This window comes from Sphaerisporangium aureirubrum, from assembly GCF_042658925.1.
GTDB classification, from domain to species: domain Bacteria; phylum Actinomycetota; class Actinomycetes; order Streptosporangiales; family Streptosporangiaceae; genus Sphaerisporangium; species Sphaerisporangium aureirubrum.
Map to the genome: position 1 here is coordinate 1 of NZ_JBHSRF010000074.1, position 22,939 is coordinate 22,939.

The following is a 22,939-nucleotide window of genomic DNA, read 5'->3' on the forward strand; positions in this document are numbered from 1 at the left end:
GAGTTTGCGGGACGGGGGGTGGGTGGGGGTCATTCCGGTTCCGGGAGGTTGTCGCTGAAGATTAGGACGCGGGGGGAGGGGACGCCTAGTTCTATCTTTTCGCCGGGGTGGAGGCGGTCGGGGACGCGGAAGTGGATGACGCGGCCGGATTCGGTGACGCCTTCTACGGCCATTTCGCGGCCGTGGAACTCGGCGACCTCGACCGAGAGGCGGATCGAGTTGGACTCGACGGCGCCGACGGTGAAGTCCTCGGGGCGGATCGCGGCCACGGCCGTGTCGCCGGTGAACTCCTCCTGGGGGGTGCCGGTGAGGCGCAGGCCGGGGTCGGCCAGGGTCACCTTGTCGCCGTCGCGGGCGGTGACGGGGAGGCGCAGCAGGTTGCGGTAACCCATGAAACCGGCGACGTAGGTGTTGCGCGGGTAGGTGTACACCTCCTCCGGCGAGCCGATCTGCTCGACGACGCCGCCGCGCAGCACCACGACGCGGTCGGCGAGCGCGAGCGCCTCCTCCTGGTCGTGCGTGACGTACACGGTGGTCAGCCCGAGGGACTGGTGCAGTTTGCGGATCTCGGTGCGCATCTGGAGCCGGAGCTTGGCGTCCAGGTTGGACAACGGTTCGTCCATCAGCACCAGCCGGGGGCGGATCACGATGGCCCGCGCGATGGCGACCCGCTGCTGCTGCCCGCCGGACAGCTTGCCAGGCAGCTTGTGCGCCTGGTCGGTCAGCTCGACCAGCGCCAGCGCCTCGTCCACCCGCCGCGCCGTCTCCTGCCGGGACACCCCGCGGATCGCCAGCCCGAACCCGACGTTCTTCCGCACGGTCAGGTGCGGGAACAGGGCGTAGTTCTGGAACACCATGCCGAAGCCGCGCTTCTCCGGCGGCAGCCCGTCGATGCGCTCGTCGTCCAGCCAGATGCCGCCCCCGGTGAGGGGCAGCAGCCCGGCCAGGCAGTTCAGCGCGGTCGACTTGCCGCAGCCGGACGGCCCGAGGAGGGCGATGAACTCGCCCCCCTCGATCGTGAGGTCCAGACGGTCCAGGGCGGTGGTGGTCCCGAACCGCCGGGACACCCCGTCCATCCGCAGGGCGCGGAAGCCGCCGGACGGTGCCTCGCGTTCCGTCACGCGCCCCTCGCAATGCTCGCGGGAGGGGTCATGACTTCTTCACCTTGTCGCCGCCGACCTCCTTGTCCCACTTGTCGAACGCGGCCACCAGCGCCTTGGCGTCCAGCGGCACGGCCTTGGGGTTCGACTCGATGAGCTGGTCGTACTCGGGCCGGCCGAAGTCGGCGATGGCCTGGCGGCTCTCCGGCGGGGCCATGTCCACGGTGACGCCCTTCACGGCGGGACCGGGGTAGAAGTAGCCCTTGTCGAAGGTGATGGCCTGCTGCTGCGGGGTGAGCGCGAACTTCATCAGGTCCGCCACCACGGCCAGCTTCGCGCCGGAGATGCCCTTGGGTACCACCATGTAGTGCGCGTCGGTGACCCAGGTGAAGCCGTCCAGCGTGCCCACCTTGAAGTCCTTGGGCACCTGGCCGAGCACGCGCGGGTTGATGTCCCACCCGGTGGTGGTGACGATGATGTCCCGGGTGCCCTCGCCGAGTTCCTTCATGGTCTGAGTGGTGCCGGTCGGGTAGTACTCGACGTACTGCCCGAGGTCCTTGAGGTACTTCCAGGTCTTGTCCCAGCCCGCCACCGGGTCCTTGGGGTCGGAGTCCTTCAGGATGTACGGCAGGCCCATCAGGAAGGTGCGGCCGGGGCCGGAGTTGGCCGGGCGGGCGTACGCGATCTTCTTCGGGTGCGCCTTGGCCCAGGCGAGCAGCTCCTCGGCGGTCGTCGGCGGGTCGGTCACCGTCGCGGGGTTGTACTCGATCAGCGGCCCGGAGGGGTAGTACGTGACGATGACGCCCCGGCCCTGCGCCAGGTCCAGCATCGCGGCGGCCGGCTCCAGGTACTGGCTGGTGTCGGGCAGCTTGTCGGCGTACTTACCCTTGAGGTCCACCCACAGGCCCTGCTCCAGCCCGGCGGCCAGGCCGTCGGTGCCGGTGAGCACCAGGTCGATGTCCAGGCGCTTGGCGTCCTGCTGCGCCTTCACCTTGCCGGCCAGCTCGGGGGAGGTGACCTTGGTGTAGGTGATGTTCTTGACGGCCTTGGGGTTCTGGGCCTTGTAGTTGTCGAAGATCTGCTGGGTGAGCTGCAGGTTGCCCGCCACGTCCACGATGTTCAGGGTGACCGGCTCGGCAGGCATCTTGACGTCGGCGGCGGCGGGTTCGTCGGCCCAGGCGGCGCCTCCGCCGGCCGGCTCAGGGGCGCCGCAGGCGGTCACGACCCCGAGGAGGAGGCAGCCGGCGAGCACGGACAGTCTGGGAGATCTCATGGTCCTCCTTCGACGCCCGGCGGCGGGCGCCGCGGGCGTGCGGTTGCGCCGGCGGCGGCGCCGGACGTACCTCGGGCGGCGCCACCCATCGCGCACACAAGAATGGAAACGCGTGTGAAATATGTCAATAGGTCTGCATGGCGATGTGCTGATATACCAGATATCAGCAGCGGTCCACGAAGGGAAGATCTCGATGCTGGATGAGGTCAGGCAGGCGCTCGCCTCGGTGGTGTCGGTGCCGGTGACACCGTTCGACGCGACGGGCCACATCGACGAGCCGGCCTACGCCGCCGTGGTGTCGCGCATGGTGGCGGCCGGGATCGGCGCCGTCACGCCCAACGGGAACACCGGAGAGTTCTATTCGCTGTCCGACGCCGAGCTGAACCGCGTGGTGGAGCTCACCGCGGGGGCGGCGGGGGACGCGGTGATCATCGCCGGGGTGGGGCACGACACGGCGCGGGCCGTCGATCTGGCCGGCGAGGCGGCGCGGCTCGGCGCGCATGCCGTGATGGTGCACCAGCCCGTGCACCCTTACCAATCGGAGGACGGCTGGATCGACTACCACCGCGCCGTCGCCGATGCCGTGCCCGGCCTCGGCGTCGTGTGCTACGTGCGGTCCCCCATGATCACCGTTCGTGCGATCGGGCGGCTCGCCGAGGCCAGCCCCAATCTCATAGGCATCAAGTACGCCGTGCCCGATCCGCCGCGCCTGGCCGAGATGGCCGACGAGCTGGGCGGACTCGTCTGGGTGTGCGGCCTGGCCGAGGGCTGGGCGCCGTTCTTCTGGCCGGGCGGCGCGCGGGGCTTCACCTCCGGGCTCGCCGTCATCGCCCCCGAGCTGTCGCTGGCCCTGCACGCGCGGCTGCGCGACGGCGAGTCCAAGGAGGCGATGGAGCTGTGGCGCCTGCTCAAGCCCATCGAGGACCTGCGGGCCAGGCACGCGGGCGGCAACAACGTGTCGGTGCTCAAGGAGGCCCTGGCCCAGCTCGGCGTGTGCGGCCGGGACGTGCGCCCGCCGATCTCCACCCTTCCGGACGGCGAGCGGGCCGAGGTCGCCGCGATCATCGAGGCGCTGCGGCTCGCCGAGGGGGCGGCGTGACCGCGCAGGTGGAGGGGGACAAGGGGGGTGTGGAGCAGACGGACGGCGCCATCGGGCCCGAGGTGTTCGCCGCGCTGCGGCGGGTGTCCACCGCGACGGTGACCACCCAGCTGTTCGCGCGGGGACTGCGCAACGCGTACCTCGCCGGGCTCCGCCCGCTCAACCCCTCGTGCACCCGCATGGTCGGTGAAGCTTTCACGCTGAGGAACATCCCGGCGCGTGAGGATCTGGACGTGCTGTCGGTGTTCCGGGACTACGACCACCCGCAGCGGCGGGCCGTCGAGTCGGTCGGCCCGGGGCAGGTGCTGGTGATGGACTGCCGCGGCGACACCCGCGCGGCGTCCATCGGCGGCATCCTCGCCACCCGGCTGCTGCGGCGCGGCGCGGCGGGTCTGGTCACCGACGGGGCGGTGCGTGATTCGCCGTTCTTCACCGACCTGGAGCTGCCGGCGTTCGCCGCCGGGGTGTGCGCCACCACCAACCTCGCCCGCCACCACGCGGTGGACCTCCAGGTGCCCATCGGCTGCGCCGAGGTGCCGGTCTACCCGGGGGACGTCATCGTCGCCGACGCCGAGGGTGTGGTCTGCGTGCCGCGCCACCTGGCCGCCGAGGTGGCGCGGGACGCCCTGGAGCAGGAACGGCTGGAGGAGTACATCCAGCGCCTCGTGGACGACGGCGCCCCGCTGCGCGGCACCTACCCCCCGGACGAGGAGACCCTGCGCGGCTACCGCGAGTCCTGAACGACGCGTGACGGGCACGGCGCGCTTGGGGGCGCGCCGTGCCGTCCGCTCAGCCCTGGTCCTCGCGGCGGGCCAGCAGTGTGACCGAGCGCTCGACGTGGGACCGGGTCAGGTCCTCGGCCAGGTCCGCGTCGCCCGCCTGGGCGGCGGCGAGGATGCGCTCGTGCTCGGTGTACTCCTCGCGCCAGGTGGGCCAGCGCGGCCACAGCACGGCGACCGTGCCGAGGGCGGTGAGGTCCTGCAGGTTGTCCAGCTGGGCGGTCACCAGCTCGTTCTCGCAGCCGGAGTACAGCGCGCGGTGGAACCTGCGGTTGGCCAGGCTGAGGGCCGTGGGGTCCTCGCCGGACAGCAGGTCGGCCGCCTCGGTCAGCGCCTGCCGGGCGGCGCGCGCCGTCTCGGGGCGGCGGAGCCGCGTGGCGCCCGCCACCGCCCACGGCTCCAGCAGCACCCGCAGCTCGCTGGCCTTGCGCAGGTCGGTGGCGTCCAGCACGCGCACGCTCACCCCGCGGTTGGGGCTCATCACCACCAGCCCGGTGGTGGCGAGGCCGATGAGGGCCTCGCGCACGGGGGTCTTGGACACGCCGAGCTGCTCGGCGAGCCGCCGCTCCACCAGCGTCTCGCCGGGTTTGAGACGTCCGGACAGGATGGCCGTGCGGATCGAGTCTGCGACCAGGTCGGTCCGCGTGGTGGAGCGGGCCACCGGCCGCAGGACCGGCTCGTCTGACATGTTCTGCACCGGTATATGGTCGCGCACTCACCGCTCCCGCGTGGTCACTCGGTGTCGGGTTCCGGGGCGCCACCCGACCCGGCCAGGAAGTCGAAGTCGCAGCCCTGATCAGCTTGCAGGATATGGGCGTCGAACAGCGAACCGTATCCGCGCCGGAACACCGTACCGGGCTGCTTCCACTCGGCCCGGCGCCTGGCCAGTTCCTCCTCGGGCACGTCCAGCGTGAGCAGGCGGGCCTCGACGTCCAGCGTGATCAGGTCGCCGTCCCGCACCAGCGCCAGCGGCCCGCCGACGTGCGACTCCGGCGCGACGTGCAGCACGCAGGCGCCGTAGCTGGTGCCGCTCATCCGGGCGTCCGAGATGCGCACCATGTCCCGCACCCCCGCCTTCAAGATGCGGTCGGGCAGCGGCAGCATGCCCTGCTCGGGCATCCCGGGGCCGCCGCGCGGACCGGCGCCGCGCAGCACCAGCACCGAGTCGGGGGTGACCGGCAGGTCCTCGTCGTTGATGCGCCGCATCAGGTCGCGGTGCCCGTCGAACACCAGGGCCGGGCCGGTGTGCCGCAGCAGCCAGGGCTCGGCGGCCACGTGCTTGATCACCGCGCCGTCGGGGGCCAGGTTGCCGCGCAGCACGGCGAGGCCGCCCTCCTGCGACAGCGGGTCCTCGCGCGGCCTGATCACCTTGTCGTCGTACACCTGAGCGTCCGCGATGCCCTCGCCGAACGACCGGCCGGTCACCGTGGGGCGGTCGGGGTGCAGCAGGTCGGTGACGCGGGACAGCAGCGCGGGCAGCCCGCCGGCCAGGTAGAAGTCCTCCATGAGGTAGGTCCCGCTCGGCCGCAGGTCGGCCAGGACGGGCACCTTGCGGGACGCGGCGTCGAAGTCGTCCAGCGTGAGGTCGATCCCGCGCCTGCGGGCCATGGCGATCAGGTGGATGACGGCGTTGGTGGAGCCGCCCAGCGCCAGTACGGCGGTGACCGCGTCGGCGAACGCCTCGGCGGTCAGGATGTGGGACGGGCGCAGGTCCTCCCAGGCCATGTCGACGGCGCGGCGCCCGGTCGCGGCGGCCATGCGGGTGTGCGCGGAGGACACGGCGGGGATGGCGGCGGCGCCGGTCAGCGTCATGCCGAGCACCTCGGCGGCCGACGTCATGGTGGAGGCGGTGCCCATCGTCATGCAGTGGCCGGGGGAGCGGGCGATGCCCTCCTCCAGGTCGCGCATGACCGGCTCGCCGACCAGCCCGGCGCGCTTGTCGGCCCAGTAGCGCCACACGTCGGTGCCGCTGCCGAGCACCTCGCCGCGCAGGTTGCCGGGGAGCATCGGGCCGCAGGGGAGGAATATGGCGGGCAGGTCCATGCTGATGGCGCCCATCAGCAGCGCGGGCGTCGTCTTGTCGCAGCCGCCCATGAGCACCGCCGCGTCCACGGGGTACGACCGGATCATCTCCTCGGTCTCCATGGCCAGCAGGTTGCGGTACAGCATGGTCGTCGGCTTCTGGAAACTTTCAGACAGCGAGATGACCGGCAGCTCCACGGGGTAGCCGCCCGCTTGCCACACGCCGCGCTTGACGTCCTCGGCGCGCTCGCGGAAGTGGATGTGGCAGGGGTTGAGCTCGTTCCAGGTGTTGAGAATGCCGATGACCGGCTTGCCCATGTGCTCCTCGGCGGACAGGCCCAGCTGGCGGGTCCTGGCCCGATGGTTGAAGGACCGCACGGTCTCGGTGCCGTACCAACGGTGGCTTCGCAACTGCTCGGGTGCCAGACGACGCTCCACGAACCCTCCTCGATATCCTGATATATCACGATATCGAACGGACGTCCGCTTTCTCAGCGCCGGGGTGCCGCCGTCAGGAGACCGCGGCGCGGACCGCGTCGCCGAGCAGGCCGTGGCGGGAGGGCCCGGCCAGGCCTGCGTGGTAGAGGTGGATCTCGTCGGCGCCGGCCTCCACCAGCCGCCGCACGTGCGGCACCGCCTCCTCGGGGCGCAGCGGCGGCAGCACGGTGACGTACGCCCCCACCGCGACGCCCTCGGGGACCGCGCCGCGCGTCTGGCGCACCCGCTCGGCCGAGTCCTGGCCCGGCGGCCAGCACGGCACCACGACGGCGTCCACCTCCTTGCCCACCTGCGGGGTGAGGCCGGGATTGGCGCCGGTCGCCCACGGGTCGGGGGTGCCGTGCAGCGTCACCCGCAGCCCGCCGGGCAGCGCCGCGACCACCTCGTGCCGCAGCTCGTCGGCCGCCTCGTGGCGCACCGCGAGCACCGCGGCGGCCACGGCCGGATCGAGGTCGTGCTCCCGGGAGCGCACCGCGGCCCGCAGGTCCCGCACCGTCCGCTCGGGGTCGATCCCCCGCGCGGCCCAGCCCGCCGTGCACGCCGGGCAGCAGCACACCGAGAGCATGCGCCGCGCGCGGGCGTCGTAGGCGCCGTCGGTCTTGTCGTGGTGGCCGCCGTGGTCGGCGCCGAGCTGCCCGCACGCCTCCAGCAGCACGCCGTCCAGCGGCAGGCCCCGCACCGACTCGGAGGCCAGCGTCGCGGCGTACCCGCGCACCTCGGCGTTCGAGGGGCACAGCGCCCATGGGTACCGCTGCCCGAAGCAGTTGAGCACCGCCACGCCGGGATCCGCCTCGCCGAGGCGGCTGCTGTGGGTCAGCACCACCCAGGCCGTCACCGGCACCCCCGCCTCGGCCAGCGCCGTCGCGGCCGTGCCGAAGGAGTCGGGGTCGTCCATCCAGGGCGCCGGGCCGGGGGTCAGCCGCCGCCCTGACCACGCCTCCTCCCGGGCGGGCCGGTACAGCGCGGCGTGCCTCGCGTCGAGGTACGCCCGCTCGGGGTGCCAGGGCGTCGCCGCCCTGACCGTGTGATAGGCCGCGGCGAGGTTGACCCCGTCACAGCCAAGCGCCTGTACCCGTCCGGTGAACAGTGGATCACCGATGATGTCCCACGGGTAGGCGTGCACCAGCACGCGCATTGCCATCGCCTCCCACTGAGGGGCCCTCACCAACAAATGGCGTTGTTCAGGCATACCGATTCACTACCGCCACGTCAATGCCGTGCGCACAACCCGGCACGCCACTTGGGGACGCCTGCTCCGGAGGTGGAAGCATGAAACGTGCCCCCCGGGACAGAGACGAGGCGACGCCACCACCGGTCACTCGGGCATCACCGGACGACCGCTCATCGGCAGGAGAGGACGCGAATGGGACAGCACGTGGCCAAGGAGCGGTTCTCCGAGGCGGAGTTCGCGCGTTTCGGCGCCCGCCTGGAGGACTCCCTGACCGCGCTGGACGAGGTGCTCGCCCGGCCGGGCTTCGGCGCGGGCCCGGCGACCGTCGGCGCCGAACTGGAGCTGTTCCTCATCGACGGCAACGCCCGCCCGCTGCGCCGCAACAAGGCCGTCCAGACCGCCGTGGACGACGAGCGGGTGGTGCTGGAGCTCGGCAGCTTCAACCTGGAGGTCAACCTCACCCCGCTGCCGCTGGCCGGGCGGCCGTTCACCGCCATGGAGACCGAGATCCGCGAGACGATGGCCCTGGTCGACGGGGCGGCGCGCTCGCAGGGCGGCCGGGTGGTGCCGATCGGCATCCTGCCGACGCTGTCGGAGTTCGACTTCACCCCGGACGCGATGAGCGACGAGACGCGCTACAAGGCGCTGAGCAGCGGCATGCGCCGGGTGCGCGAGGAGCCGTTCCGGGTGCGGATCGCCGGGGTGGAACGGCTGGACCTGGAGGTCGAGGACGTCATCCTGGAGAGTGCCAACACGTCCTGGCAGATCCACCTCCGCACCCCGCCGGGCGACTTCGCCGACATGTACAACGCCGCGCAGCTCGCCATCGGGCCGGTGCTCGCGGTGAGCGGCAACTCCCCGGCGTTCCTCGGCCGCGAGCTGTGGGAGGAGACCCGGATCGCGCTGTTCGAGGCGTCCGCCGACGACCGCGACCCCGAACGGCCCTGGCGGGTGGACGGCCGGGTCTGCTTCGGCTCCGGCTGGGTGCGCGAGGGCGCCGCCGAGCTGTTCGCGCTGAGCGTGCGCGAGTACGAGCCGGTGATGCCGGTGATGGACGACGAGGACCCCCTGGCGGCGGTGCGCGGCGGCGGCGTGCCGCGGCTCGCCGAGCTGCGGCTGCACCAGGGCACGGTGTGGCAGTGGAACCGCCCGGTGTACGACCCGGGGGACGGCGGTCACCTGCGCGTGGAGCTGCGCGCCCTGCCCGCGGGCCCGACCGGCACCGACATGGTGGCCAACGCCGCGTTCCTGCTCGGGCTGGTCCTGGCCACCGCGGCCGACCCCGGCTGGATCGCCGGCTTCCCCTTCGCCGACGCCTACCGCAACTTCTACCGCGCCGCGCGCAGCGGCCTGGACGCCGAGCTCGCCTGGCCGGGCCGCACCGGCTCGTGCCCCGCGCACGAGCTGGCGCTGGAGCTGCTGCCGGTGGCGTGGAACGGCCTGGTGTCGTCCGGGGTGGACGACGGCGAGGCGTCGCGCCTGCTGGACGTGATCTCCGAGCGGGTGCGCCTGCGGCGGACCGGGGCGGCGTGGCAGCGGCGCGCCCTGGCGGCCCTCGGCGCCGCGCCGGGCGTGCGCGCGGCCATGCTGGAGCGTTACCGCGAGCTGGCGTTCACCCACAAGCCGGTGCACACCTGGCCCGATCCGGTGGAGGTCCTGGACGTGCCCGAGCAGACCGGGTGAGCCCGGCTACTGGGTGTCGGGGTCGACGCCGGTCAGGGAGCTGCCGTAGCTGAGGGCCACGAGCTGGGCGACCGCGCTGTGGGCGCCGAGGGCCTCGGCGCAGCCGGCGCCGACCGACGCGGCGGCCGCGGTGATGCGCTGGACGTCGATCTCCGGGCCGATCAGGAACGGCGCCAGCGCCAGCCGGGACGCGCCGATGTTGCGCAGCCGCTGCGCCGCGTCCGCGACGCCGGGCGACGCGTCCAGCGACGCGGCCACCACGGGCAGGGTGAGCCGGGCGGCGAGCAGCACGACCGTCGCGTCCGCCGCCCGCACCGCCTCCTGGCCGCCGACCGTGGCGATGATGATGCCGTCCACCGGCGCGGCGATGTTGAACAGGCGCATGCGGTCGGCGCGGGCGAGCCCGCCGTCGGCCAGCTTGACGTGCAGCGCCTCGGCGAGCAGCGGGTGCGGGCCGAGCGGGTCGGCGATGGTGGTCATCACGCCGCTCTCGGCGACGGCCTCGCGCACCGCCCGGTACACCTGCTGGTGCGGGCCGGTGACCATGGGCACCACGATGGCGGCGGGCGCGCCCTCGGGCCGTTTGGCGGCGCAGTCGATCAGCGTCTCGGCCAGGCTGGCCTTGGGGTCGCCGAGATGGACCAGCTTCACGTCGAGTTGTGGATGATCGACGCAGACGATGGTCTTGATGGCCACGGGCACGTCACTGTCGGTGCCGGGCGCGGCCATCACCAGGGCGGGAGCCTCGGGCGGCAGGTTCGCCGGCACCGGTCGGCGGTGCCGGCCGGAGGTGGTACGGAACGAGCGCCCGCGGACCGGGAGCTCGTGTGGAGCGTGGTGACCATCGTTCACATCGGCGGATTTTACGGGGTATGCGGCAAAAGTTAAGTGAGATTCAGTGAGGTGGATTGCCGGAGGATTCCGCGGAACCGGGATGGGGACCGGGATTTTGGGCCTCGGCGCGCCGGTGGCTGTCAACCGTCCGTAATCATTCGAGATCATGACGGGGGTGACGGGTCCTGGGAGGTGGCGCCCCTGAGGCGGCACCCGCGCGGGCAGGCCCGGAAAGTTTTTTCGCCCACGGGCGTGTCACGCCCTGTGGTAACGCTTTTCAGCGCTCCACGCGGCCTACGCCGCCGACCGACCACACCGTCTCAGGGCCGGGAAGCGACTCCCCGGGGTCGGGACGCCACCAGGGGATGTAGACGATGCCGGGGTCCACCACTCGCAGGCCGTCGAAGAACGACTCGACCTCGGCCTTGCTGCGCACCTGCCCGCGGCGCGGGCCGTCCACCACGCCGGTGTCCCTGTAGATGGCGGCGAGCTTGGCGGAGGCCTCGGGCTTGGGGTCGCACACGGAGTGCGCGATGGCCACGTAGCTGCCCGGGGCCACGGCGTCGCGGTACTCGGCGACGACGCGGGCCGCCTCGTCGTCGTCGGGCACCAGGATCAGGGTGAAGTGGAGCAGCACCGCCACCGGGAGGTCGGGGTCGATGAGCGCCTCAACCCGGGGGTGGCCGAGGACGGCGCGGGTGTCGCGCAGGTCGGCCTCGATGACGACGGTGTCGTCGTTCTGCTCCAGCAGGGCCTGGGAGTGCCGCACGACCACCGGGTCGTTGTCGACGTACACCACCCGCGAGCCGGGCGCCGCCGCCTGGGCGACCTCGTGGACGTTGCCCATCGTGGGGAGCCCGCAGCCGAGGTCGATGAACTGGCGCACCCCGGCGCCGATCAGGTAGCGCACCACCCGGCTGAGGAGACGGCGGCCCTCGCGGCACATCAGCGGCAGCTCGGGGGCGACGTCCAGCATGTGGCGGGCGGCCTTGCGGTCGGCGGCGAAGTTGTCCTTGCCGCCCATGTAGTAGTCGAAGATGCGGGCGTCATTGGGAACGGTGGGATCGAACCCCAGGCGTTCCGCGCGGACGGTCTCCGCCACGATCCCCCCGTTCCACCGAAACCGACGGTGCGCCGGCGGGGAAGACGTTATCCCTCCACCCGGGGTAGCGGCTCATTTCTCGCGGCGCTGCGGTCGGCCCGGCAAGCTCAGCGGTACGACGTGACACCAGTCTGCATGCTGAATCGGTCCGGTGTCCGGCCAACCGCGGATCTCTCCGCGTACCGGGGGGCCTGCTCGACCACCTGGGGGATGTGGAATCCGGCCCAGACCGCCTTGCCCGGCGAGCGCAGCGGGGCCCAGCCCCACCGGTGGCTGAGGCCTTCCACCACCCGCAGCCCTCGTCCTCCCTCGGCGGCGAAGTCGACCTCGCGGGGGGCGGGCCGGTCCTCGCTGGGGTCGGTGACCACGCAGAGCAGGGAGTCGCGGGTGAGGGCCAGCACGATGCGCACCGGCTGGCGGGGGGGCATGGTGGCGCCCTGCTCGGGGAGGCCGTGGCGCAGCGCGTTGATGACCAGCTCGCCCATGACCAGCTCGACGTCGTCGAGTAACAGGGTCAGGCCCCAGGCGTCCAGCGTGGTGGTGGTGAAGCGGCGGGCGGTGCGGGCGGCGTACGGGTCGTGGCGCAGGTCGCAGACCGCGAGGCGTACTTCCGCGGGTGGTTGGTCTCCGCTGGAGGACCAGGGGCCCGCCGGAGACAGGACACGGTCCAGCGCCGCCAGCCATGATTCCCACTTGTCGTCGCCGACGGTAGTGGGTTTGGGGGGGTCTGTCCGGTAACCAGTCATAGGTAGGCCCTGTGAGGTTAGGTGATGCTATGGGGGATGATGAACCGCTTAATCCATAGTGCTATCCCCCACTGTGCACATGCAAGTACCGATGCACGTGCAAACGCACAGACAGTATGATGAGGTCTGCACCGGGGAGCGCCTAGATGGAGTTCTCGTGGCGGTGGGGGGCCCGACGAGAGGTTTTGTCTGTGTCGTCGGGTTTCGTCGGATTCTGACGGCGACGAAGAGGCAAGATGAACGAGATCTCCAACGGCATGCCCGCGTTCGCGCTGGACGGGGTGAGCTGGCGCAAGAGTGCCCGCAGCAACCCGAGTGGCAACTGTGTCGAGGTGGCGGCCCTGCCGGACGGCGGGGTGGCGGTGCGCAACTCTCGCCATCCGGGCGGCCCGGTACTGATTTACAGTCGTGGCGAAATGGCCGCTTTCATCCTTGGTGCGAAGAACGGCGACTTCGATGACCTGGCGTTTTGACCGGTACGGGGGTTACGGAGGGTTTAAAATCGTAGCCTAAGGGTGATGTTGGGGTATATCTCAATTGGGGAGTCGGGGGTATCGTGAACTTCTCTGTGACCGCGAGAAGTGAGACCACGATCAGTTCGACCGCCTGAAGGACGTTAGCGATGATCACTGCCCGAGCCGAAGGGGACGAGACCCCGCTCAACATGATGGCTCGGGAACGCGGCAGCTCCACGGTCCTACGCATCCTGCTCGGCTCCCAGTTGCGCCGCCTGCGGGAGAAGCACGGAATCACCCTGGAGGCCGCGGGCCACTCCATCAGAGCCTCACATTCCAAGATCAGCCGCATGGAACTGGGCAGGGTCGGCTTCCGGGCACGCGACGTCCGCGACCTGCTCACTCTCTACGGCGTCATCGACGACACCGAGCGCCAGTCGTTGCTCTCCCTCGTCGACCAGGCCAACCGCCCCGGCTGGTGGCACAACTACGACGACATCCTCCCCAACTGGTTCGAGGCGTACATCGGCCTCGAAGAGGCCGCCACCCGGATCCGCTGCTACGAGGTCCAGTTCGTCCCCGGCCTCCTCCAGACCGCCGACTACACCCGCGCCGTGGTGAGGCTGGGCCACCCCGAGGGCATCGAAGACGAGATCCAGCGCCGTGTGGACCTCCGCATGGCCCGCCAGAAGCTCCTCTACCGCGCCGGCGCCCCCCACCTGTGGGCCGTGGTGGACGAAGCCGCGTTACGCCGCCCCTTGGGCGGCCGCGACGTGATGCGAGGCCAGCTCCAGCACCTGATCAAACTGATCGCCATGCCCAACGTGACCCTCCAGATCATGCCTTTCAGCGCCGGCGGCCACGCCGCCGCGGGCGGCCCGTTCAGCATCCTCCGCTTCAGCGAACGCGATCTCCCCGACATCGTCTACCTGGAGCAGCTGACCAGCGCCATCTACCTGGACAAACGAGACGACCTGGACCGCTACCAGGCCGTGATGGAACGCCTCTGCCTGGACGCCATCCCCGTCTCGGAGACCCGCCAGACCCTCACCACCCTGCTCGACCAGCTCTGACCCTCCGCGGCATCCGGCGACCTCGCCGGATGCCGTTTTGTTTGCCCCAATACATTCCCGGCTATATGATGTCCGGCTATGGAAGGGAGGCGGTGATGACGTGACCACAGGACGGCAGGTGGCGGCCGGCCGGGGACCGGTCGGGTACGCGCTCGCTGAGGCCACGAAGGCGCACCGGGTGGAGTTGCAGTGGCGGGTGGCCGCGCTCGGGCTGCACCTCGGGCAGGAACTGCTGATCGTGGACATCCACTACAACCCCGGCACGACGCAGGCGGAGATGGTGCAGCGGATCGGCCTGGAGCAGCCCACGATCGCCAAGGCCCTCGGCCGGATGGAGCGGGCCGGCTTCGTGCGCCGGGACTCCGACCCGCAGGACCGGCGGGTGATCCGGGTGCGGCTGACGGACCGCGGCGAGGAGGCCGTGGCCGGGGTGGAGGAGGCGTGGGCCGAGGTGGAGAGGCGGACCACCGGAGGGCTCAGCGAGGCCGAGTCACGCGAGCTCATCCGCATGCTGAACATCATTCGTGACAGTCACTGAACGCGAGGAGATCGACCATGGAACTCGGACTGGCGGGAAAGGTCGTGCTGGTCACCGGCGCCAGCACGGCGATCGGCAGGGCCACCGCACTGGCCTTCGCCGAGGAGAAGGCCCACGTGGCCGTGGGCTACCACAGCAACGCACGCGCGGCCGCGGCCACGGTCGCCCTGGCCGAGCAACGGGGCGCCCGCGCGATCCCCTGGCGCCTCGACCTCGGGGACGCCAAGTCCCTGGAGGACGCGGTACGGCACGCACGGCGAGAGCTCGGCCCGGTGGACGTCCTGGTGAACAACGCCGTCCAGTGGCCCGACTGGCCCGAACCGGGGGAGACGTTCGAAACGGCCCCCGTCGAACGTTTCACCACCTCGGTGAACGCCAACCTGGTCGGCCCCTACCTGCTGGCCCGCGCGGTGGTAGGCGACATGCGCGCGAAAGGCTGGGGCCGCGTAGTCCACGTCTCCACCGGCCTCGTCGAAGACGGCTTCCCGGGAAACGTCTCCTACATCGCCGCCAAGTCAGGCCTCCACGGCCTGACCCGCGTCATGTCCCGCCAACTGGCCTCCACCGGCATCCTCACCAACGTCGTGATGCCGGGCTTCACCCCCGCCGACAAGCCCATGCCCCCGGAAGTAGTCGAAACGGCCCGCGCCGCCGCCGCCACCGGCGACGTCACCCACCCCGAAGACGTGGCCCGCATGATCGTCTTCCTCTGCTCCACCGCCAACACCAACACCACCGGCGAATCCATCCGCACCGACGGCCACTTCCTCACCCCCGCTTGAGGAATCTCGCTCGTGCCGGGCGATTCCGAACCGACGGCTACTCGGCGGACCTGGCTTGTACGTCGCGCTCGATGCGTATGTAGTGCGCGCTGTAGATCCCCAGGCCCAGGGTCGCGGCCACGGAGACGACCACGCCGGCGAGCCACGTGATGTGCCAGAACGCGGCCACGACGCCGGCGCAGGCGCTCAGGACGGCGACGGTCTTGGTAAGGGCCAGGTAGTTCGAGTAGGTGGTGTGCCGGTGCTGGGTCTGCAGTTGGTTGATCATGATGAGGAACGCCATCAGGGGTATGGAGATCGAGAAGGCCAGCACGCAGACCATGGCGGACGTGTCCAGCGACTCCACGGTGAGGAACGGTTGCACGAGGACGATGCCGAGACCGATGAGGCCGAGATAGATGAGGTTGTCCTGTTGCAGCCAGCCCTCGCTCTGCTTCCAGTCCTCTTTCATCGGTCGCCCTCTCTCGGTGAACACCCCTGCATGCGGCGTCGTCATGATCTCACCCCCAGTCCTGCCGGCGGGCTCCCGCTCCCTGTGCTCGCGCACGCTGGACACCTTCTGAAATCAAGGTCTGCAGCACCTTGATATCAGGAATCCATTTGACCTTCCGTGAGATGACCGGCCGGCCGGGGCCGGACCAGATACGCAACCTCACCCGGCCACGTTTCATCCCGGTAATGGCCGACCAGCTCACGAACCGGTCGCCGTCGCGTATCCCATCGGCGGTGACGATGATCTGATCGAAGTCGGCGTCTCCCAGCTCGGAGATCTCCGCGGCCCTGCGGGGGTAGATGGTCGCAGCCATTCGCTCCTCGACGGCCGCGATGAGATCCTCACCCTTGGCATAAGACGGTCTCCCCAGATCGAGTTTCATGCCGTCCTCGAGCACCAGGATGCACCGCTGGAAGTCTTCAAACGGGCCGATTTGATAAATCCGGGTAGTCCACAGCCGTATATAAGCGACGTCCTCCCAAGCGCAAAGGATCCGCAGCGTGGTCTTACTCGATGTGGTCAGCAGCCCGTCGGAGCACAGGTAGAGGTACATACGAGCCCTCACCCAAGCGATCAGGGCCCATGGCGAGGCCAGCCCACAGAAAACGGCACCGATCGTCCTCCCGACATCGTCACCGAACAGGAGACCCACCAGCCCGAGTCCAGCGAAAGAGAAGAATAACTCCATCTCCACGAGTACCGACTGGCGATAGCGATCAACGACCTCACCCAGGCCGGCGTCACCGGCCATCTTCTTGATCACAGCCGGGTAGTCCTTCACCTACCGCTCACCTCCATGAGCATTCCCTCGGTGTGCACCCACCCTCATTCGGCCACGAATTTCCCGGGTCCGGCCCATACGTCAGCCACAAACGACTTCATGGCCAGTCATTCCGCCCGACCGATTCCTCTGCGGCGGCCGCCATAATGAGTGCCGGCCACGACCCCATGGCGCTACATTCAGGAGACCATGTCCCGTTCATCGATCCGTCCGGCGGACACGTCGCGTCCTCGGTGGCTTCTTGTCAGGTGGGTGGCGTGCCGGTCTTTTCGACACCTGCGCGGATTCTTCGTGTGATTTCAGCCATCTCTTCGACGGTCGTGTCGACGTCGATGGTCGTCATCTGGGCCTGCCCGAACGTCTCCTCGGTCACCCACTCGCATATGGTGTCCCCATCGGCAGGATTCCTGCCGCACGCCGCCGCACCACCTCCCGGCCCGGGATCGATCTCGGTGACGATGCCGGACCTACCGAAAGCCTTCTCGATATAATCGCGGAAATCGTCCAAGAAATCTCCGGGGTCATAACCGTACATTCGGCCACCGACAAAGACGTACCTGACACCGCCGCCGTCGATGTAGACCGCGTCTTTGACGTCGTAGACCGTGCCGCCGCTGTCGGTTTCCAGTCTTTCCCTGTATGCGCGGATGCCCGGCACCCGGGCCGAGTCGTCCCGGGTGAACCCGCTGATCGACCGCGGCGTGTCGATCACGCGCGAAGGCGTGTTCGCGGCACGCCACTGGGGTGACCCCACCGGTGGGTAAGGAGGTCCTCCGTTGACGACCCAGGTGACGACCACCACCAAGGTTCCTGCCAGCAGGACAGCCGTCAGACATCCCGGATTGGCGCTGCTGCCGGCCAACTGGGGCCGCGCTTTCAGGAAGTATCGGAGAGCCAGGAGGACCCCGACGACCGCGGTCACGCTCACGGGACCCACGCCGATCCATCCCAACGGCTCGGGAACGACGTCGTCGTAGGTGATGAAGACGTTAATCCCGAAGATCGGCGCGACCACCCCGAAGGTCAAGGCCACGAGCCAGAGAAACTTACTGCGTCTCGCTTCCGCCCAGGCGTCCCCCGGCCGGCCGGCCGCGTCGGCCAGCGCGATAATCATGACCGCGTAAGCGATGATCCATAAGACCATGGGCTGATTCCCTTTCACCGGCTCAGAGCACACCATCACATTGCCGTCATGTCGAGAACGCGAGAAAGTCCGTCCAGGTTCCACGGATATATTTGGGCGGGCGGCAATCGCTGATTCGGGAGTCGCACTTTTCAAAATAGGCGGCCCAAAACCTCGTTGATATCGGCGGGGCCGGCGATGGACGTGTGGCGGAAAGGGTGCCAGGCTGCCCGCCTCCTCGGCGATCCACCTCGTAAACCCGGCTCAGTGCCCCAGCAGCACTTTGTGATCACTCCGGTACGGCGGGAGGCTTACGGCCAGGACGACGAGTTCCGCGTTTCTCGAGCAGTACCGCATCGGCTGTGTGGTGGCGGTGCCGCGCAGTCAGGCGATCAGCCGTGACCGCCGGCGCCGGTCTTGGTCCGGCGCGGAGTTGTCGCAGGGGACCGCTAGGGTCCTTGGCGAGGTGTCGGTGATTTCGGGGAGCCTACGGTGACCGTGCTGACGAGGCCGCAGGCGGCCGGCGTCGAGGCGTCCGTCGAGCAGCTGGTGTACGTCCGGGAGGACGAGTTCACCGTGGCGCGGGTGAGTGCCGAGGGGCTTGGGGGGTTCGTCGCCTCGGGGCGGGCGCTGGCGGGGGTGCAGCCGGGGGAGACGGTGCGGCTGACGGGGGAGTGGGATCAGCATCCCCGGCACGGGGGGCGGCTGGTGGTCGCCCTGTGTGAGCGGGTGGTGCCCTCCACGGTGCGGGCCATCCGGCTTTATCTCGGGTCGGGGCTGATCCGGGGGATCGGGCCCCGGCTGGCGCATGCCATCGTCAGTCATTTCGGGGAGCAGACGCTCACGGTGATCGACACGGCGCCGGAGCGTCTCACCGAGGTCGTCAACATCGGCGTCACCCGGCAGGCGCAGATCGTCGAGGCGTGGGGCGAGCAGAAGGCGATCGCCGCGCTGATGGTCGTCCTGCAGGGGTTCGGGGTGAGCCCGCTGCTCGCGGCCAAGATCTACCAGGTGTACGGCAACGAGTCGGGCGAGATCCTCGCCTCCGACCCCTACCGGCTGATCGGCCGGGTCAGGGGGATCGCCTTCCACACCGCCGACCGCATCGCGCTGCGGTCCGGCGTGCCCGAGACCAGCCCACGGCGCGTCCAGGCGGCGGTCGTCGACCGGCTCGACGCGGCGGCGGCCCGCGACGGGCACTGCTTCCTGCCGCTGCCCGAGCTGGTCGCCGCGGTGGCCGAGCTGGTCGAGCAGGACGACGACCTGATCCACCGGGCCGTGGACGCGCTGGCCGCCGAGCGCCGGGTCGTCGTGGAGGCGTCGCCGTCCGTCCCGGGCCGGACGGTGGTGTACTCCAAGGAGCAGCACGCCCGCGAGGTCGCCCTCACGGCGAACCTCCTCAGGCTCCGCCAGGCCCGCTCGACGCTCCCGATGCGCGCCTTCGCCGAGGACGAAGGGCTGGACGAGGACCAGCGGGTCGCGGTGAACCTCGCGCTGACCAGCACCGTCTCCGTCCTGACCGGCGGCCCCGGCTGCGGCAAGAGCCACACGCTGAAGGTGATCGCGGCGACCGTCCGGGCCATGGGCGGCACGGTCACCCTGACCGCGCCGACGGGCAAGGCGGCCCGGCGGCTGTCGGAGCTCACCGGCCTGCCCGCGATGACCGTGCACCGGCTGCTCGCGCGGCAGCCGGAACGCGAGGAGGGCACCCTGTTCCAGCCGTCCCCCGCCGAGGCCGACATGATCGTGGTGGACGAGGCGTCCATGCTCGACCTCCACCTCGCCACCCGGCTGACGTCCGCGATCCCGTCGGGCAGCCACCTGCTGCTGGTCGGCGACGGCGACCAGCTGCCCAGCGTCGGCCCCGGAAGCGTGCTGGCCGACCTGCTGCGCGTGGAGCGGATCCCGCGCGTCCGGCTGACCCGGGTCTTCCGGCAGGCGCAGGACAGCGGCATCGTCCGCGCCGCCCACCGCATCCGCGCCGGTGAGCTGCCCGACCTGCCCGGCCGGGGCGGCTTCTGGTTCGAGGAGCTGGACGACCCCGAGCGGGTGGCCGAGCGGGTGGTCCACCTGGCGACGGTGGCGATCCCCCGCAAGCAGAACGTCGGCGCCGACCAGGTCCAGGTGCTGTGCCCGATGCGCAGGGGTGTCACCGGCACCGCCGAGCTCGGCCGCCGGTTGCAGGAGCGGCTGAACCCCGTCCGGGAGGGCGCGGCCGAGCACTGGTCGGGCCCGTCGGTCTTCCGCGCCGGCGACCGCGTGATGCCGATCCGCAACAACTACGACAAGGGTGTCTTCAACGGCGAGACCGCCACGGTCACCGAGGTGAACCCCCAGGAGCGGCTGATCGAGATCCGCACCGACGAAGGCGAGACCGTGCGGTACTCCTTCGGCGAGCTGGACGAGCTGACCCACGCCTACGCGATCAGCGTGCACCGCTCCCAGGGCAGCGAATACCCCTTCGTGGTCGCGCCGATCGTGGCCGAGTCCGGGGGCGTGATGCTCCGCCGGGGACTGCTGTACACGCTGGTCACCAGGGCGAAGTCCTGGGTGGTGCTGGTCGGCGACCGCGAGGCCCTGGAACTGGCCGTCCACCGCCTCGGCCGCCGCAGGCACACCGGCCTGGCCCCAAGGCTCGCCCTCGGCATGGACGGCTGACCGGCCCGCGGAGCGCCGCGAAGTACGATCGTGCAATGACCGATATGACCGATACCACGCCCGGCTGGCTCAGTCCCGAAGACCTGAGGTCCGCCAGGGAGCGGATGCCGATCCTCTATATCGACGCGGTACCGGTACGGGTGGACGACAAGGGCGTCGTGACCCGGGTGGGCCTGCTGCTGCGCATCGGATCGGACGGCATGGTCAGCCGCGCCCTCGTCTCCGGCCGCGTCCTGCACTACGAACGCGTCCGCGACGCCTTGATGCGCCACCTGGAGAAGGACCTGGGCCCCACGGCCCTCCCGAACGTCCCCGCCTCCCCCCAGCCCTTCACCATCGCCGAGTACTTCCCGACCGAGGGAGTCACCCCCTACCACGACTCCCGCCAGCACGCCGTCTCCCTGGCCTACCTGGTCCCCGTAGCCGGCGACTGCCGCCCCCGGCAGGACGCCCTCGACCTGGTCTGGTTCACCCCCGAGGAGGCCGTCTCCCCAGCCGTACAACAGGAGATGACCGGCGGCCAGGGCGTCCTCCTCAAACAGGCCCTCGCCTACGCCGGCTGCCTTTACTGAACAGCTGCCGTGCGGGCGCGCTCGCCGTCAAACAGTTGCTCGCTGTTGATGTCTGCGGAGAAAACGCTGGTGAGTCGACCGCGCTTTGGCAGGATGATGTGGTGCCTCAACAGTCCGCGCGCATCCGCCGGTGGATCCTGGAGGACGACTGGCTGGAAGGCATCGTCGCTCTCCAAGGCGAGCGCTTCTACAACGACGTGTCCGCAGTGGGGCGGCAGAGGGTTGAGGTGCCGTGAGTGATGTGGCGGGACGGGCGGTGCCATTCTTCCGAAGGCTCAGGGTCCGGGACTACAAGTCCGTCGCCTCGTGTGATGTCTTGTTCGGGCCGCTCACTGTGCTGGTCGGACTCAACGCGGTAGGCAAGTCGAACATTCTCGATGCGCTGCGGTTCGTGCGTGATGCCCTGGTGCATTCCCCGGCGCGGGCGCTGTCGGCCCGGGGAGGGCTGGACTCGGTTCTGAGGCGTTCCGAGCTGGTGGACGCCCCGGAGGGACGTGACGCGGAGTCGTCGGAGGTGGCGGAGTCTTTTGCGATCTGCCTGGAGGTAGGGCTCGGTGCCGCTGATGGCGCCGCCACCTATGAGCTGGAGATCGGCCGGGATCCGGCAGGCGAGTACGAGCATCTCGTACTGCGGGAGACATGCGTGCTACACCGCCCAGAGGGGGATAGCACGTACACCACCGACCTGGGCCCCGATCGGCGTCGGTACGTCCAGGGCGGGATCCCAGGTGCGGAGCTCGGCGTCGAGGAGTTGCTGCTGCCGGTCGTCGGCCGACTGTCTCCCTACGCCACGCTGCTGAACGCGCTGGTCGCTCCGCGTTTTTACGAGCTGGACACGAGTGTGCTGCGAGCGCTGGATGAGACGAAGGCCAGACGGCGATGGCTTGGTGAGCACGGCGAGCATCTCGGGCAGGTCCTGGGGAGCCTCGCACGCGACTACCCGTCCTTCAAGGAAGTGCTGGACGGGTACATGCGGGCACTGATCCCGTCGATCCTCGGTGTCGACGAGCGACTCCAGGGGGACTACGCGACGATTCAGTCCCGCTTCTGGATGGGTGACCCGGTGGTGCCCTACTGGACGGCGGTCGCCTCGGGCACGGTCGGCCCCGGCGACCCGCACGTTCGGCTGTTCCAGCGTGAGCAGTTGTCGGAGGGGACCGTCCGGGCCGCCGGGGTGCTGGCCGCGCTGCTCCAGCCGGGTGTGCTGACCGGGGACATCCCTCTGGTGGCGATCGAGGAACCCGAGATCGCCATCCACCCGTCCAGGGTCGGAGCGCTGTTCGACGCCCTGCTGGAGGCGTCCCAGCGGACGCAGGTGATCGCGACGACGCAGAGCTCTGATTTCCTGGACACCGAGGAGTTCACGCCGTCGGCGCTGCGCGTCGTGGAGATGGCGAACGGAGCCACGGTAATCGGAGAACTCGATTCCCACACGCAGCGATATCTGAGTAAGGACCCGTCCCAGGTCGCCGAGATGCATCGGCAGGGGCAACTACGGCCTGCGGACCCGGAGGGCGAGGAGCGGTGAGCGACCGGATGCAACCCCGTCGGATCGCCTCGGTGGTGGAGGGGCACGGCGAACTGCAGGCGGCGCCCGTTCTCCTCAGGCGGCTCGCTGCGGAGATCGCCCCGAACACGTGGGTGGACTTCCCGTCGCCCTACCGGATCAGCCGCAACTCGCTGCTGGTGGCAGGTGGCATCGAGCGGGTCGTCGACCTGGTGGTCCGGGCCACCACCGGGGTCAGCGGAGTGCTGGTGTTGCTGGACGCTGACGATGACTGTCCGGCCGGCCTAGGCCCTGATCTTTTAGCCCGTGCCCAGGCGACCAGGCCGGACGTGCCGGTCGCCGTAGTGCTTCCCAACCGGGAGTTCGAGGCGTGGTTCCTGGCGGCGGCGGTCTCCCTGGCCGGATACCAAGGTCTGGCCCAGAATCTCGAGGTCCCGCCCAATCCAGAGCGTCCCAGGGGTTGCAAGGAGTGGCTGAGCAAGCATCGCACCGATGGCCAGCCGTATCGTCCCAAGAGCGATCAGGCCGGGCTTGCAGCCACCTTCGACCTGCACTTGGCACGTGCCAACTCGCCGTCCTTCGACAAGCTGTGGCGGGACGTCGAATATCTGATCAGCGGGAAGAGGTGATCTCCTGTGAGCTTTGCAGAG

General features: G+C 70.1%; 23 protein-coding genes. 12 read left to right on the top strand and 11 right to left on the bottom strand.

Features of this window, described 5'->3' with window-relative positions:
• Nucleotides 1–29 precede the first annotated feature (29 nt).
• A complete protein-coding gene (locus tag ACFP1K_RS32725) occupies nt 30–1,121 on the bottom strand; it encodes an ABC transporter ATP-binding protein (RefSeq protein WP_380760682.1) in 1,092 nt (363 codons plus the stop codon).
• Between the two features lie 28 nt (nt 1,122–1,149).
• Nucleotides 1,150–2,373 carry an extracellular solute-binding protein gene (locus ACFP1K_RS32730; protein WP_380760684.1) on the bottom strand — a complete coding sequence of 408 codons (1,224 nt, stop codon included), beginning with the start codon at nt 2,371–2,373 and terminating at the stop codon, nt 1,150–1,152.
• Between the two features lie 193 nt (nt 2,374–2,566).
• Here ACFP1K_RS32730 and ACFP1K_RS32735 point away from each other — a divergent pair, with 193 nt between their 5' ends.
• On the top strand, nt 2,567–3,472 hold the full coding sequence (locus ACFP1K_RS32735; protein WP_380760686.1) for a dihydrodipicolinate synthase family protein: 906 nt from the start codon (nt 2,567–2,569) through the stop codon (nt 3,470–3,472).
• A complete protein-coding gene (locus ACFP1K_RS32740; protein WP_380760688.1) occupies nt 3,469–4,212 on the top strand; it encodes a ribonuclease activity regulator RraA in 744 nt (247 codons plus the stop codon). Before ACFP1K_RS32735 ends, ACFP1K_RS32740 begins: the two co-directional genes overlap by 4 nt.
• Nucleotides 4,213–4,261: 49 nt before the next feature.
• On the opposite strand, the gene ACFP1K_RS32745 is transcribed toward ACFP1K_RS32740, so the two are convergent.
• The 3 genes from ACFP1K_RS32745 to ACFP1K_RS32755 form a co-directional block, all read right to left on the bottom strand.
• On the bottom strand, nt 4,262–4,939 hold the full coding sequence (locus tag ACFP1K_RS32745) for a GntR family transcriptional regulator (protein ID WP_380760760.1): 678 nt from the start codon (nt 4,937–4,939) through the stop codon (nt 4,262–4,264).
• A 44-nt stretch (nt 4,940–4,983) separates the two neighbouring features.
• Nucleotides 4,984–6,711 carry an L-arabinonate dehydratase gene (gene araD, locus ACFP1K_RS32750; RefSeq protein ID WP_380760690.1) on the bottom strand — a complete coding sequence of 576 codons (1,728 nt, stop codon included), beginning with the start codon at nt 6,709–6,711 and terminating at the stop codon, nt 4,984–4,986.
• A gap of 73 nt (nt 6,712–6,784) precedes the next feature.
• Nucleotides 6,785–7,906 (bottom strand): hypothetical protein, encoded by a 1,122-nt coding sequence (locus ACFP1K_RS32755; protein ID WP_380760692.1) that lies wholly within the window; start codon nt 7,904–7,906, stop codon nt 6,785–6,787.
• A gap of 228 nt (nt 7,907–8,134) precedes the next feature.
• Between ACFP1K_RS32755 and ACFP1K_RS32760 the strand changes: the two genes are divergently transcribed.
• Nucleotides 8,135–9,625: a glutamate--cysteine ligase gene (locus tag ACFP1K_RS32760; protein WP_380760694.1), complete on the top strand. Its 1,491-nt coding sequence runs from the start codon at nt 8,135–8,137 to the stop codon at nt 9,623–9,625.
• Nucleotides 9,626–9,631: 6 nt separating this feature from the next.
• On the opposite strand, the gene ACFP1K_RS32765 is transcribed toward ACFP1K_RS32760, so the two are convergent.
• The 3 genes from ACFP1K_RS32765 to ACFP1K_RS32775 form a co-directional block, all read right to left on the bottom strand.
• The gene (locus ACFP1K_RS32765) at nt 9,632–10,393 is read right to left on the bottom strand and encodes a sirohydrochlorin chelatase (protein WP_380760697.1); all 762 of its coding nucleotides are present in this window, start codon (nt 10,391–10,393) and stop codon (nt 9,632–9,634) included.
• 343 nt (nt 10,394–10,736) lie between these two features.
• Nucleotides 10,737–11,561: an SAM-dependent methyltransferase gene (locus ACFP1K_RS32770; RefSeq protein ID WP_380760699.1), complete on the bottom strand. Its 825-nt coding sequence runs from the start codon at nt 11,559–11,561 to the stop codon at nt 10,737–10,739.
• 107 nt (nt 11,562–11,668) lie between these two features.
• Nucleotides 11,669–12,307: an ATP-binding protein gene (locus ACFP1K_RS32775; protein WP_380760701.1), complete on the bottom strand. Its 639-nt coding sequence runs from the start codon at nt 12,305–12,307 to the stop codon at nt 11,669–11,671.
• Nucleotides 12,308–12,543: 236 nt separating this feature from the next.
• Here ACFP1K_RS32775 and ACFP1K_RS32780 point away from each other — a divergent pair, with 236 nt between their 5' ends.
• The 4 genes from ACFP1K_RS32780 (at nt 12,544) to ACFP1K_RS32795 (ending at nt 15,155) form a co-directional block, all read left to right on the top strand.
• Complete coding sequence (locus ACFP1K_RS32780; protein WP_380760703.1) at nt 12,544–12,780, top strand: DUF397 domain-containing protein; 237 nt, start codon at nt 12,544–12,546, stop codon at nt 12,778–12,780.
• A gap of 149 nt (nt 12,781–12,929) precedes the next feature.
• Nucleotides 12,930–13,835 carry a helix-turn-helix domain-containing protein gene (locus tag ACFP1K_RS32785; RefSeq protein ID WP_380760705.1) on the top strand — a complete coding sequence of 302 codons (906 nt, stop codon included), beginning with the start codon at nt 12,930–12,932 and terminating at the stop codon, nt 13,833–13,835.
• 100 nt (nt 13,836–13,935) lie between these two features.
• The gene (locus ACFP1K_RS32790) at nt 13,936–14,373 is read left to right on the top strand and encodes a MarR family winged helix-turn-helix transcriptional regulator (RefSeq protein WP_380760707.1); all 438 of its coding nucleotides are present in this window, start codon (nt 13,936–13,938) and stop codon (nt 14,371–14,373) included.
• Nucleotides 14,374–14,390: 17 nt separating this feature from the next.
• A complete protein-coding gene (locus ACFP1K_RS32795; protein WP_380760709.1) occupies nt 14,391–15,155 on the top strand; it encodes an SDR family NAD(P)-dependent oxidoreductase in 765 nt (254 codons plus the stop codon).
• A gap of 37 nt (nt 15,156–15,192) precedes the next feature.
• Here the strand turns inward: ACFP1K_RS32795 and ACFP1K_RS32800 are convergent, their stop codons facing one another.
• The 3 genes from ACFP1K_RS32800 to ACFP1K_RS32810 all read right to left on the bottom strand — a co-directional run bounded on the left by ACFP1K_RS32800 (nt 15,193) and on the right by ACFP1K_RS32810 (nt 17,543).
• The gene (locus tag ACFP1K_RS32800; protein WP_380760711.1) at nt 15,193–15,651 is read right to left on the bottom strand and encodes a hypothetical protein; all 459 of its coding nucleotides are present in this window, start codon (nt 15,649–15,651) and stop codon (nt 15,193–15,195) included.
• Between the two features lie 4 nt (nt 15,652–15,655).
• Nucleotides 15,656–16,429 carry a DUF6585 family protein gene (locus ACFP1K_RS32805; RefSeq protein ID WP_380760713.1) on the bottom strand — a complete coding sequence of 258 codons (774 nt, stop codon included), beginning with the start codon at nt 16,427–16,429 and terminating at the stop codon, nt 15,656–15,658.
• 244 nt (nt 16,430–16,673) lie between these two features.
• Entirely contained in the window at nt 16,674–17,543 is an 870-nt protein-coding gene (locus tag ACFP1K_RS32810; RefSeq protein WP_380760715.1) for a hypothetical protein, read from the bottom strand.
• 501 nt (nt 17,544–18,044) lie between these two features.
• Between ACFP1K_RS32810 and recD2 the strand changes: the two genes are divergently transcribed.
• The 5 genes from recD2 (at nt 18,045) to ACFP1K_RS32835 (ending at nt 22,918) form a co-directional block, all read left to right on the top strand.
• Nucleotides 18,045–20,210 (top strand): SF1B family DNA helicase RecD2, encoded by a 2,166-nt coding sequence (recD2, locus tag ACFP1K_RS32815; RefSeq protein WP_380760717.1) that lies wholly within the window; start codon nt 18,045–18,047, stop codon nt 20,208–20,210.
• Between the two features lie 35 nt (nt 20,211–20,245).
• Nucleotides 20,246–20,782 carry an NUDIX hydrolase family protein gene (locus tag ACFP1K_RS32820; protein WP_380760719.1) on the top strand — a complete coding sequence of 179 codons (537 nt, stop codon included), beginning with the start codon at nt 20,246–20,248 and terminating at the stop codon, nt 20,780–20,782.
• 101 nt (nt 20,783–20,883) lie between these two features.
• Nucleotides 20,884–21,018, top strand: a complete 135-nt coding sequence (locus ACFP1K_RS32825) for a hypothetical protein (protein ID WP_380760720.1) — start codon at nt 20,884–20,886, stop codon at nt 21,016–21,018.
• A gap of 98 nt (nt 21,019–21,116) precedes the next feature.
• Nucleotides 21,117–22,310, top strand: a complete 1,194-nt coding sequence (locus ACFP1K_RS32830; RefSeq protein ID WP_380760762.1) for an AAA family ATPase — start codon at nt 21,117–21,119, stop codon at nt 22,308–22,310.
• Entirely contained in the window at nt 22,307–22,918 is a 612-nt protein-coding gene (locus ACFP1K_RS32835; RefSeq protein WP_380760722.1) for a DUF4276 family protein, read from the top strand. Before ACFP1K_RS32830 ends, ACFP1K_RS32835 begins: the two co-directional genes overlap by 4 nt.
• The last annotated feature ends 21 nt before the right edge of the window (nt 22,919–22,939 follow it).